Source organism: Pseudenhygromyxa sp. WMMC2535 (assembly GCF_011083025.2).
Window position 1 is genome coordinate 4,726,416 of sequence record NZ_JABJWV010000001.1, and the last position, 12,207, is coordinate 4,738,622.

Below are 12,207 nucleotides of genomic sequence, written 5' to 3' on the forward strand. Positions count from 1 at the left end.
CTCGCCAAGCGCGAGCGCGAGCGGCAGCCCGAGGCCTCGAGCGGGACTCAGGTGCCACCGCTGGTAGCGACCAGGGTCCGGCGGATCGCGTCGAGCTCCGAGGCGTGGATGCCCTGGGCGTGCTCGTCCAGCTCGGCGCGGCCGGTGCGTAGCGAGGTCGAGACGACCTCCAGCTGATCGAGCAAGATCGTCTCGGCCTGGGGTCTCTGCGTCGGATCCGAGCCTCGGACGCACTCGGCTGGCTCAAGTACTGCGGATATCGCCTTCCGTGATTCTGATCCGCACACTAGCTTTGGCCTGGGGCTGCGCAAGCCGCCGGTCGGTGGCCTGGCGTTGCTCTTGATCCGCCTCGGGGAGCGGCGGGACGTCGGTGGGAATATCGATATATTGATGTGAAGATGTCTCGGCGAGATGCTCAGCGAGCATAGTCGTCCCAGGCGAGGTCGATCAGCTCGTCGAGAATCTCTCGCAGCTGGGCCTGCGTTCGGCCTTCGAGGGCCACGGTGCTCAAGTTGGCGTGAAAGCGCGGCAAGACCCGCTCGATGATGGCGGTGGGTTGTTCCTCGAGCGCGTCGATGCAGGCGGCTGCGGCCGGTCGGTAGTGGGCGAAGCTGCGGATGAACACCTGGATCGCCAATGACTGCGACGCGAACGCGCGCTTGGTGAGGCTGTAGTCGTCCTCGAGCCGAGTGAGCTCGGCGATCCACCACAGGCGCGAGAAGGTGTTGCTGTCGTGGCGAAGACCGGCCCGCCAAAAGCGGGCGCGCATCGTCGTCCATGACTGAAACTCGTAGCGATGACGGATGAAGGCGGGATGGACGACGACGGCGAGGAAGCGCCAGATCCCGGTGTCGGCGGCCTCGCGCCGGGAGAGGGGGAGGGCCTGGTGGATGAGGGGCGCGGCGCGGGCGTCGAGCTCGGTCGAGTGCGCGGGGATCTCTGCCTGGAGGCGCGCGATGGCCTCGCCGAGCTCGTCGAGGGGGTGGTCTCGCTCGAGCAGATCGCAGTGGGGCGCCCAGACCTCGCGGGGGTGGGTATCGAGCTCTCCCTTGGCGAGCTCGGGGGTGACGAGGCGCCGACCCGTGGGTCCGAGCCGATGGAGGTGGGTCGTCGTCACGAGAGCTCGTCCATGAGCTTGGTCGCCAGCGTCGCCAGCTTGCCCTCGACCTGGAGGAGGGCGTCGAGCCGGGTGAGGAGAGCGGGGAGCTCTTGATAGTCGCGCTCGAGGTGAGGCTGACGCAGGTCTGGCTGGTGTTCGGGGTAGAGCCGCGGGAGCCACTGGTCGAGCACGGCTCGCTCCCAGTCGTAGGCGGGCTCTCCGTCTTCGACGAGGCGAGCGCTCACGCGGAGGATGAGCTGGGTCCACACGCTGGCCGCGATCCGCTCGAACACGAGGTCGCGGACGCGCGCCCTGGGGCCTCGCGTGCCCTTGCTGTCGAGGGTCGCCCGCAGCGACTCGTGCTCGGCGTTGAGGTAGAGGATCGGCGCCTCGTTCTGGAGCTCGAGGCGGTAGAGCGCGCGCGAGTCGGGGGCGCTGGGGTCCTTGGAGAAGCGGCGGTACTGGACGTCGAGGTAGTTGCCTGCGCGGACTTCGGGTTGATCGATGATCAGCGTGAGCGTGCGCGAGGCGGCGAGGCGGGTGCCTGGACGAGAGGCCAAGCGAGCGTCCTCCAGCGGGGCGGGGAGCGGGGCCGTTCGGATCAGGTGGGCGTCGAGCTCGACGAGGCCGGCGAGCTCGTGGCGCGCGAGCGCGAGTGGGAGCTCGAAGCGCTCGCCCTCGTGGCTCGGCCACGGCTCGAGCGCGACGCGTCGTCGGAGGTGGGTCCGGGGGCAGCGCAAGGTGAGCAGGACGGCGACGGGGGCCGCCTCGCGCTCGCTCGCGGCGACGAGGCGGCGCACGAGCCGTCGGGGCGCTCGCAGCTCGAGCTCGAGCGCGGCGTGGTCCCAGCTGCCGCCGAGCTCGAGGCTCGCGGCGTTGGGCTCGACGAGCTCGACGGGGCGGGCGTCGAGGGAGAGGCCGAGCACGCGCAGGCGGAGCCCGTGGCCTTCGTAGGCCCAGGGATAGAAGCGTTGCTCGTGGCTTTGCTTCACCCCGGGTCTCCTTGCTCGCCGACGACGCGCAGCCCGATCTCGGTGTAGCGCAGCTCATCCTCGACGGGGATCGAGCGCCCCGCGAGGGCGAACGCGCTGACGCCGAGGGGGACGGTGACCTCGACGGCTTCACCGCGCTGAGTGAGGGGCAGCGGCGGCTCCGTCTCGAGTGATTCGATCGCCAGGTCGCGGGCGTGGCTGCCGTCTTCGGCGAGGTGATGAAGCGAGAACTCGACGCGCCACGGCTGGGCGTCGAGCTCGGTCGTGACGCTCCCGTAGAAGCGCCAGGCCTCGTCCACGAGGCTGGCCTCGAAGTCACGCAGGGCAAATAGGTCTCGTGAGGCGGACGAGGCCCGGCCCGCGCGGCCAAGGGGAAAGCGCTTGCGCAGGCGCTCGGGGCCCTCGACCCCAGCTTGGACTGGGGGCATGAGCAGCTGGCGCAGCGCGGTGTGGACGCTGCCCCACAGGTGCACGAAGACCTGGCCCGAGCCGCGCAGCCAGTTGTCTTTGATCGTCGGCGTCACCTCCCAGGCGTCGTGGCCCGGCGGCTCGGCGTCTCGCAAGAAGCGATCGATCATCCGGTCTTCATCACTGGCCGCGCCGGGCGCTCGACCGCGGCCACAGGCGAGGATGGCGTGGAAGGGGCGCAGCCCCGAGAGCCCGGAGAAGTCTCGATACTCGACGACCATGCCCGCGCCGCGGAAGGTTGCGAGTCGCCGGCTCATGGGCGCGTCCTCTTCGGCGAGGCGGACGAGGAGCTCGACCTCGCCGCGCGTGCGCCGTGTGCCATTGCGCGGGCGCGGGAGCTCGACGCTCAGGGGGATCCGGGCGAGGTCACCGGGGCGCTCGAGCTTGGCCTCGGCCCCGGTCTTGGCCTCGTGGCGACGGCGCCAGGCGTCGACGAAGGGGGCGAACTCGGCGTGGCCCTCGGCCCTGACCTCGGTCGCGCCAGAGCCACTCACGCGCAGCTCGAGCCCGCGAAAGTCGGCCTCCATCGCCGGCCAAAACCACCGCGCGGCCTCGTAGGCGAGCTCGCTGGCGATCTGCGCGGGGCTCTGGACCTGCTCGCGAGCGGGCTCGCGGAAGCCCAGGATCAGCATCGTCGTGCCTGGGTCCTCGTGCGCGCGGGACATGCCCAGGCGCTCGGCGAGGGCGCTGGCGCGCTTACCCCAGACCGACTCGGCGCGCAGACCTCCGGGGACCTCGACCTCGCGGCCGAACCATCCCGGCCCCATGAAGCCCTCGCCATCGACCGCGTGATAGGGGAGCTCGGCCCGCCCGATGACCCGCGGGGAGCGGCGGCCCCTGGGCAGCTCCGAGAGCGCCGAGGTGAACAGCACCGTCGAGAGGCCCGAGAAGGTCCAGAGCACCGATTTGCCGAGGCCGTAGCTGCCTCCCGCGTCCTCGCTGGCCTTGACGCTGAACAGCGTGTCCTTGCACAGCGCACGAAAGTGCGAGCGCTCGCCGTCCTCCTCACCCGTCAGGCCCATGAGCCCACGGTCCTCGATGCGCAGGAGCAGGAGTCTGCGCTCGGGCTCCATCGTGGTCAGGAACTCGCGCAAGCGTCGGCCGCTGGGCGTCTGCGTCTCGCCGGCGCCCGCGAGGTGGCGGTGCAGCTCGGGCCAACGCAAGGCGCCGAGCAGCTCGGCGAGGGCGTCACCCTCGAGCTCGACGAGCTCGAAGTCGACGCGAGTGGACTCCTGATCGTTAGCGTTTTGACAGACCTCGCGGACAAACTGACCGAGGCCGTGGCCAAAGGCATGCTCGGCGACCTGTCCGCCACGGCGCGCGCCCGAGGGCGGGAGCTCGTCGAAGACCCAGCGGAGCGGCGTGCGCGGCATTGGGCGCACTATATGACAAGATGCGCCAGATCCAGGGGGAGGGGGAGAACCGGCTCGGGGAGCCAAGAAAAATCGCCCGAGTGGTGATCCTTTCTTCTCAGGGGATCACCAGTAGGACATGGCAAAGACACAAAAGCCCGGAGAAAAGCCCGCGAAGCCAGGTGAGTACGTCGAACGTGGACCCCGTGGTGGAGAAGTCCCCGAGCCCCGCGAGGTCACGATCGAGCCCGGCGACAGCCCGCTCCCGCCGACGGCGAAACCCAACCGAAGCTGGGAGCGAGTCGGGCCGCCAAAGAAGTCCGACTCATAGCGGAGACACTACGCTCCGTTCAGCAAAAGATCCCGTTCCAGGTCTCGCGCATCAACCCCATGCGCAGCACGTCAATCCGCCCAGCCTCCCCCGGCAGCTCCTGCAAGAGCACGCCCTCGAGGTTGAACCCGAACTGATTGTTGATGTTCAAATTCCGAACATTGATGTCCGTAGAATAAATATAAACCTTCTCGATCTCGAGGATCCGAAACGCATAATACAAGAACCCAAAGGTCGCCCGCTTGCCGATCCCCATGCCCTGGAGATCCCGGCGCCCGACGAGCTTGCGCATCTCGAGCCTGGAGGTGCGGGTGTCGAGGTTCTCGGCGCCGATGAAGCCCACGGGCTCGCCCTTGAAGTCGATCACGAAGTAGCTGCGCCGCTCGCCGGCAAAGTGGGCGGCGAGCTCTCGGGGGTCGCCGGGGTAGGGCGAGACGAAACCCATGGCGGTCTTGGGGTCGGACAGCCACTCGCCGATGTCGGAGAGCAGCTCGGGGAGGGTGCCGGCGTCGAGGGGGCGCAGGAGGATCTCGTCGCCCACGGCGATCTCGCGGGCCTCGGTCCAGCGGTCGGCGATGCTCTCGAGGTCGAAGACGCGGCTGTAGAAGCCGGTCTGGGTGCTCACGGAGGGGTCGGGGCTGGAGACGTGGCCGAGCAGGTGGGTGGCGATGGTGACGATGTCACTCTCGGGGACGCCGTAGTTGATGAGCTCGTTGTAAAAGCCCTTGGTGATCAGCTTGAGCATCTGCTCTTGCTGACGTCGCGCTACCTGCTGACGTTCTGGATCACTCGTCATGCTTCACCCCCTGACCCGAGGACGTTAGCACGGGAGCCCATGGACCTGCGCTTGGAGAGGTGGGCGGGCGATGTTGCTCGTTCGCAGTCTCGAGGGCCGGCCGGTCAGGCGGGGCGACGATGGGTCGTGGTGGATCTCGGCTCGGCGATCTCTCCTCGTTGGTGTCGGTGCTGTCGTCGTCGACGAGACCTCCCAAGACCCGCTGGTCCAGTCCCAATCTGGGCACGCGGGTATCGCACGGTGTCAGGGCCCCGGGCTGTGCCCGAGGGTTCAGGGGCGCTGGTCGGGGGCTTTCTCCAGCCACGAAGGGGAGTGTGTCGGGGACGCTGTTGCGCGCCGCGCTCGTGATATCCTCGCGCGCGAATGAGCCGGGAGGTCGAATCGACGGCGCGGCTCGCCCCTTGCCCACACTGCGGTGAGACCCACGGCGAGGACCTGCTGCGTTGTCCCAACACGGACATGCCGCTGGACCTCGAAGGTCGGCGCCTGGACAAGAAGTTCCGTCTGGTCGAGGCCCTGGGCGTCGGCGGGATGGCGACGGTCTGGCTGGCGATCAACGAGCGCGTGGATCGTGAAGTGGCGATCAAGTTCCTGCGCCCGGAGATCGGCCGTGACGCCGAGGTCATCGCGCGCTTTCGCAGTGAGGCCAAGGCGGCGGGTCGGATCGGGAGCGAGAACATCTGCGAGATCATCGACCTCGGCGAGTCGCCGATCGGTCCCTACATGGTCATGGAGCGCCTGCGCGGGATCGACCTGGCAGGGCTGATCAAGCGCCAGGGGCTGCTCCAGCCCGGCTATGCGGTCCGCGTGGTTCGCCACGCCCTCGAGGGGTTGGTCGCAGCCCACGAGGCGGGGATCGTCCACCGCGACCTCAAGCCGGGGAACGTCTTCTTGCACAAGACCCCCGGCGGCGAGACGGTGGTCAAGCTGATGGACTTCGGGGTCTCGAAGTTCCTCGACGGCACGGGCGAGGCCGAGACCAAGAGCGGGATCTTGCTGGGCACGCCGGAGTACATGGCGCCCGAGCAGCTCGACGGCGCCCACAAGATCGGTCCGGCGGCCGACATCTTCGCCATGGGGGCGATCCTCTACCGAGCGATCACCGGACATCAGGTGTTCTCGGGCCCGAACCTCGCGGCGGTGATCCGCTCGATGGCGGTGGACGAGGTCACGCCGATCTCGCAGCTGGTCGAGGGGGTGCCCCCCGAGCTCGAGGCGGTGATCCACAAGGCCCTCGAGCGGGATCCGGACAAGCGCCACGCCACGGCGAGCGAGCTGTCCGAGGCGCTGCTGCCCTTCGAGTCCCTGGATGTCATCGTCCGCGCCTTCGACCAGCCCGAGAGCACGCGCAGCGTGGCGATCCACAGCGAGCTCTCGCCGGTGGCGGCGGCCCTGGCCTCGCAGGACCGGGCGGCGCCAGCAGAGGCGTCGGAGTCGGCCGGAGCCGATGTCGAGGCCGAGGCCGAGGCGGCGCCAGACGATCTCGACCCGGGGGTCTCCGGCGTCGAGTCGACCCGGCTGTGGCGCGAGGGCGAGGCCGCTCGCGCGGATCGAGATCCGGGCGACTCCATGGCGGAGGCGACCCAGCTTCACGAGGTCCCCGAGCTCGAGGCCGAGCTCGAGGATGAAGACGAGGCCGGCGAAGAAGTAGAGGCCGAGGTTGTCGGCTCGGAGGACGCTGAAGTCGCGAGCGAAGCGGTCGCCGCGAGCGAGACGGCGGAAGAAGTAGAGGCCGAGAGCGAGACCCCGGCGTCGGACGCTGGCTCGCCAGCGCCCGCGAGCGCAGCCGAGCTGGCCGTCGCGGCCAAGCGAGCGTCCGAGGTCGCGGTCGCCGAGGAGTCGCGCAGCCGCGCGGGCGTGTGGATCGGGGTGCTCGTGGGCCTGGCTGCGCTGGTCGGGGTGTTCGTCGTCGGTGGCGATCGCCTCTTTGGCGGGTCCGAGCAGGGCGAGTCCGACGATGTCGCGTTGGTCGAGGACGCCGCGCAGCTCGAGGCCGGGACCGAGACGGAGACCGGTGGGCTCGCTGCGGGCGACATGGGGGCGCTGGCGATGGCGTCGGAGACGGGTGAGGCGGAGACCGGTGGGACCGAGACGGGGACCGGTGAGACCGAGACGGGGACCGGTGAGACCGAGACCGGCACGGACACGGACACGGACACCGGCGAGGCGCAGACCGAGACCGGCGACGAGGACGTCGGCGACGAGTCTGGCGGGGACCCGGCCTTCTCCACGGAGCGGCCGGCGCCCGCGGACACGGTGCGGGGAGGCGGCTTCATCACGCCCCTCGAGGCCCCAGGGACCACCGACTTCACCGGCGCCAAGGCGGCCTGCGAGGCCCTCGCCGCCGAGCGCTTCGCGGGGGTGTCGAGCTGGAGCCTGGCCAACCCGGCCCAGCTCGCCAAGTTCTTCGGCAGCCGCGAGCTCAAGCGCGGTCGCTACTGGAGCTCGGCGGTCTGGCAGGGCAAGGCCAAGGTCTACGGCATCCCTGGCGGCAAGCGCAGCTCCGAGAAGATCGGCCGCAACGCGGCGCGGCCCTTTTGTGTGTCGCGCTGGTAGCCGAGCCGACTCGCGCGTCGCCAACCACGAGAGAGCCCGCCACCGGTCGACCGGTGACGGGCTCTTTCGTGGTTGACGCTGGCCGTCGACGCTGACCGTCGGCGGGCGCTCGCTCAGCCCTTGGCGAGCTTGCGCAGCACGGTCTGCAGGATGCCGCCGTTTTTGTAGTACTCGACCTCCACGGGGGTATCGAGGCGGACCTGGGTGTCGAACTCGACCTTGCTGCCGTCGGCCTTGGTGGCCGTGACCTTCAGGGTCTGCAGCGGCTTGACGTCGTCGGTGATCGGGATGTCGAAGCTCTCGCTGCCGTCGAGGCCGAGCTCGTCGGCGCCCTGGCCGTCGACGAAGCACAGCGGGAGCACGCCCATGCCGACGAGGTTGCTGCGGTGGATCCGCTCGAAGCTCTTGGTGATCACGGCTTTGACCCCGAGCAGCAAGGTGCCCTTGGCGGCCCAGTCACGGCTCGAGCCGGTGCCGTACTGCTCGCCCGCGAGGACGACCAGGGGGGTGCCGGCCTCGACGTACTTCATGGCCGCGTCGTAGACGAACTCGACCTCACCGGACGGCCAGTAGGTGGTGTAGCCGCCCTCGGTGCCCGGGGCGATCTGGTTGCGGATGCGGACGTTGGCGAAGGTGCCCCGCATCATGACCTCGTGGTTGCCGCGGCGGCTGCCGAAGCTGTTGAACGCGGCCTTTTGCACGCCCTTGGACACGAGGTACTTGCCGGCCGGGCCGTCGGCGGGGAAGGAGCCCGCGGGGCTGATGTGGTCGGTGGTCACCGAGTCGCCGAGCTTGAGCAGCACGCGGGCGCCGGAGATCGGCGAGAGCGCGGGGATCTCGGGGGTGATGCCCTGGAAGAAGGGCGGCTGCTGGACGTAGGTGGACTCGGCGTTCCAGGGGTAGAGGTCGCTGTCGGCGACCTCGATGGCGTCCCAGCGCGGCTCCTCGGTGACGTCGCCGTACTTGGCCTTGAACATCTCCGGGGTGATGCACTCGCCGAGGACCTTGCGCAGCTCGTCGTCGCTGGGCCAGATGTCCTTCAGCATCACGGGCTTGCCGTCGGCGTCGGTGCCGATCGGGTCCTCGTCGAAGTTGATGTCGAGGGTGCCGGCGATGGCGTAGGCGACCACCAGGGGCGGGCTGGCCAGGTAGCTGGCCTTGACCTTGTTGTGCACGCGGCCTTCGAAGTTGCGGTTGCCCGAGAGCACCGAGCCGACCACGAGGTTGCCCTCGGTGATCGCGGCGTCGATCTCGGCGGGCAGCGGGCCCGAGTTGCCGATGCAGGTGGTGCAGCCGTAGCCGACCACGTTGAAGCCGAGCTTGGCGAGGTCGCCGAGCAGGTCGGCCTTCTCGTAGTACTCGGTGACCACGCGCGAGCCGGGGGCCAGCGAGGTCTTGACCCAGGGCTTGGTGTTCAGGCCGCGGGCGGCCGCGTTGCGGGCGAGCAGGCCGGCGGCGAGCATGACCGCGGGGTTGGAGGTGTTGGTGCACGAGGTGATCGCGGCGATCACCACGTCGCCGTGGCCGAGCTTGAAGTCCTTGCCGGCGACGGCGACCTCGGTGTCGAGCTTGTCCGCGGCGACGCCGTGGCCGTGCAGGCCCAGGGGCGCGGTCAGGCTCTCGCTGAAGTGCGACTTCATCTGCGAGAGGTTGACGCGGTCCTGGGGACGCTTGGGGCCGGCGAGGGCCGGGTCGACGTCGCCGAGCTCGAGCTCGAGGGTGTCGGTGAACTCGGGGTCGGGGGTCTCGGCCGTGCGGAACAGGCCCTGGGCCCGCAGCGCGGTCTCGACGTCACGGACGTGACCCTCGTCGCGGCCGCTGAGCCGCATGTAGGCCAGGGTCTGATCGTCGACGGGGAAGAAGCCACAGGTGGCGCCGTACTCCGGGGCCATGTTCGCGATGGTGGCGCGGTCCGAGAGCGAGAGCGAGTCGAGGCCGGGGCCGTAGAACTCGACGAACTTCCCGACCACACCCTTTTGGCGCAGCATCTCGACGATGCGCAGGGTCATGTCGGTGGCCGTGACCCCGGCGCGCAGCTTGCCGACCAGCTTGAAGCCGATCACGTCGGGGGCGAGCATGTAGACCGGCTGGCCGAGCATCACGGCCTCGGCCTCGATGCCGCCCACGCCCCAGCCGAGCACGCCCAGGCCGTTGATCATGGTGGTGTGGCTGTCGGTGCCGACCAGGCTGTCGGGGTAGAGCTGGATCTCGTCGCCGCTCTGCTTGCGGAACGCGACCTGGGCGATCCACTCGAGGTTGACCTGGTGGACGATGCCGCGGCCGGGGGGGACGGCGCGGAAGTTGGAAAGGTTGCGCTGGCCCCACTTGAGGAACTCGTAGCGCTCTTCGTTGCGCTTGTACTCGATGTCGAGGTTCTTGAGCAGCGCGTCGGTGTGGCGGCCGTCGACGTCGACCTGGACGGAGTGGTCGATGACGAGGTCGACGTTGACCGCGGGGTTGACCTTGCTGGCGTCGCCGCCGAGCTCGACCATGGCGTTGCGGCAGGCCGCGATGTCGACCACGGCGGGCACGCCGGTGAAGTCCTGGAGGATCACGCGGGCGGGGATGAAGGGGATCTCGCCACGCTCGGCCTTGGGCTTCCAGTTGGCGATGGCCAGCACGTCGTCGTCGGTGACCAAAAAGCCGTCATGGTTGCGGAGGGCGGCCTCGAGCAGCACGCGGATCGAAAAGGGCAGCTTCGCAAGCTTGGTCAGGCCGGCGTCTTCGAGGGCCTGGAGGCGAGCGACGATGCCTTTGCGGCCGTCGGCGAGGGCGATGGTTTCACGGGTGTCGTTGGGAAGTGCGCTTGCCACGAGCTTGGATCTCTTGGGGTGTGTGTGGGGGGGGAGGCGGGCGGACTATAGCGCAGACCCGCAGCACCCGCAGGTGGTGGAAATCGGCCGAATTCGCCCGAATTGCTGAAATGGTCGGGGGGCGCGCGTCCGAACGGCCAAACTTCGTGTAGCGTCCCGCGGGTGACAGAAGCCAAGCGCGTCCAGGGAGGCGAGAGTACCTCCGACCTCGTCACCAGCGCCCACGTCGGCGACAACGCCGAGCTCTTCCGCAAGATCATGCAGCTGCACGTGCCGCCGCGCAGCAAGGTCGCCGACGTGACCTACGGAAAGGGCGTGTTCTGGCGGCGGGTCACCCCGGGGACCTACGATCTGCTGGCCTCGGACATCGAGCTGAGCGCCGGCGAGCAGGACATGTTCGTGCGTTACCGCGACGGCGTGGACTGCCGGGCGCTGCCCTACGAGGACGAGAGCCTCGACTGCGTGGTCCTCGATCCTCCCTATATGGAGGGCTTCTACCGCAGGGCGCACGAGCACCGGGCGGGATCGGGCTCGCACTCGGCCTTCCGAGACGCCTACGCCGACAGCAGCACCTACGAGGCCGAGGACGGCGCCCCCAAGTGGCACGACGCCGTGACCGATCTCTACCTGCGAGCCGGGCTCGAGGCGCGCCGGGTGCTGCGCGAGGGCGGGATGCTGATCGTCAAGTGCCAAGACGAGGTCAGCGCCAACAAGCAGCGCCTGACCCACGTCGAGATCATCACGGGCTACGAGGACATGGGCTTTTACTGCAAGGACCTGTTCGTGCTCGTGCGGAGCAACGCGCCGGGCGTGAGCCGCTTGCTGCGGCAGGTCCATGCGCGCAAGAGCCACTCGTACTTCCTGGTCTTCGAGCGCTGGAAGGGCAAGGCCAAGCGCCCGCGGAGCGTGTGCTGGTCGCCCGAGCGTGATGCGGAGCAGGCGCGGGAGGAATTGGAGCAGCCGCGCAGGGAGCGAGCTGTGGCGGCCGAGGTCGAGGCGGCTGGGGACGCTGTGGTGGAGGTGACGGCTGGGGAGCAGGCTGTGCTGCCGCAGGTGGAGATGGTGGCCGGTGGGGGGTCGAAGAAGGCGGCTGCGAAGAAGACGACGGCCAAGAAAAATGCCTCGGCGAAGAAAAAAACGGCAGCCAAGAAAAAAGCCTCGGTGAAGAAGACCGCGGCGAAGAAGAAGACCGCGGCGAAGAAGAAGACCGCCGCGAAGAAGACCGCCGCGAAGAAGACCGCGACGAAGAAGAAGACCGCCGCGAAGAAGAAGACCGCCGCGAAGAAGAAGACCGCCGCGAAGAAGAAGACCGCCGCGAAGAAGAAGGCCGCCGCGAAGAAGACCGCGGCGAAGAAGAAGACCGCGGCGAAGAAGAAGACCGCGGCGAAGAAGAAGACCGCGGCGAAGAAGAAGACCGCCGCGAAGAAGACCGCGGCGAAGAAGAAGACCGCCGCGAAGAAGAAGACCGCCGCGAAGAAGAAGACCGCCGCGAAGAAGACCGCGGCGAAGAAGAAGACCGCCGCGAAGAAGAAGACCGCGGCGAAGAAGAAGACCGCGGCGAAGAAGAAGACCGCCGCCAAGAAGAAGACCGCCGCCAAGAAGAAGGCGGCCGCCAAGAAGAAGCCGGCCGCCAAGAAGAAGGCGGCCGCCAAGAAGAAGCCGGCAGCCAAGAAGAAGGCGGCCAAGAAAAAGGCCGCCAAGAAGAAGCCGGCCGCGAAGAAGAAGTCGGCAGCCAAGAAGAAGCCGGCAGCCAAGAAGAAGCCCCGGGCCCGCAAGCGCGCCTAGCCGCCGCTACGCCGG

General features: G+C 68.9%; 9 protein-coding genes. 3 read left to right on the forward strand and 6 right to left on the reverse strand.

Annotated features, from left to right (window positions below):
* Nucleotides 1-47: 47 nt before the first annotated feature.
* From G6O69_RS18520 to G6O69_RS18535, 4 genes are all read right to left on the reverse strand, one after another.
* Nucleotides 48-185, reverse strand: coding sequence for a hypothetical protein (locus G6O69_RS18520; protein ID WP_172304830.1), 138 nt, complete (start codon nt 183-185; stop codon nt 48-50).
* Between the two features lie 230 nt (nt 186-415).
* Nucleotides 416-1,117: a DUF6339 family protein gene (locus G6O69_RS42235; RefSeq protein WP_172304831.1), complete on the reverse strand. Its 702-nt coding sequence runs from the start codon at nt 1,115-1,117 to the stop codon at nt 416-418.
* On the reverse strand, nt 1,114-2,091 hold the full coding sequence (locus G6O69_RS42240) for a hypothetical protein (RefSeq protein ID WP_172304832.1): 978 nt from the start codon (nt 2,089-2,091) through the stop codon (nt 1,114-1,116). The genes G6O69_RS42235 and G6O69_RS42240 overlap by 4 nt, the downstream gene beginning before the upstream one ends.
* Complete coding sequence (locus G6O69_RS18535; protein WP_172304833.1) at nt 2,088-3,932, reverse strand: hypothetical protein; 1,845 nt, start codon at nt 3,930-3,932, stop codon at nt 2,088-2,090. Before G6O69_RS18535 ends, G6O69_RS42240 begins: the two co-directional genes overlap by 4 nt.
* A gap of 118 nt (nt 3,933-4,050) precedes the next feature.
* Between G6O69_RS18535 and G6O69_RS18540 the strand changes: the two genes are divergently transcribed.
* Nucleotides 4,051-4,242, forward strand: coding sequence for a YjzC family protein (locus G6O69_RS18540; RefSeq protein WP_172304834.1), 192 nt, complete (start codon nt 4,051-4,053; stop codon nt 4,240-4,242).
* Between the two features lie 19 nt (nt 4,243-4,261).
* Here the strand turns inward: G6O69_RS18540 and G6O69_RS18545 are convergent, their stop codons facing one another.
* A complete protein-coding gene (locus G6O69_RS18545; protein WP_172304835.1) occupies nt 4,262-5,038 on the reverse strand; it encodes a GNAT family protein in 777 nt (258 codons plus the stop codon).
* A 363-nt stretch (nt 5,039-5,401) separates the two neighbouring features.
* Between G6O69_RS18545 and G6O69_RS18550 the strand changes: the two genes are divergently transcribed.
* The gene (locus G6O69_RS18550) at nt 5,402-7,594 is read left to right on the forward strand and encodes a serine/threonine-protein kinase (protein WP_172304836.1); all 2,193 of its coding nucleotides are present in this window, start codon (nt 5,402-5,404) and stop codon (nt 7,592-7,594) included.
* A 113-nt stretch (nt 7,595-7,707) separates the two neighbouring features.
* Here G6O69_RS18550 and acnA read toward each other — a convergent pair whose 3' ends face one another.
* On the reverse strand, nt 7,708-10,371 hold the full coding sequence (acnA, locus tag G6O69_RS18555; RefSeq protein ID WP_346017147.1) for an aconitate hydratase AcnA: 2,664 nt from the start codon (nt 10,369-10,371) through the stop codon (nt 7,708-7,710).
* A gap of 198 nt (nt 10,372-10,569) precedes the next feature.
* Here acnA and G6O69_RS18560 point away from each other — a divergent pair, with 198 nt between their 5' ends.
* Nucleotides 10,570-12,192 carry a hypothetical protein gene (locus tag G6O69_RS18560; RefSeq protein WP_172304838.1) on the forward strand — a complete coding sequence of 541 codons (1,623 nt, stop codon included), beginning with the start codon at nt 10,570-10,572 and terminating at the stop codon, nt 12,190-12,192.
* Nucleotides 12,193-12,207 lie beyond the last annotated feature (15 nt).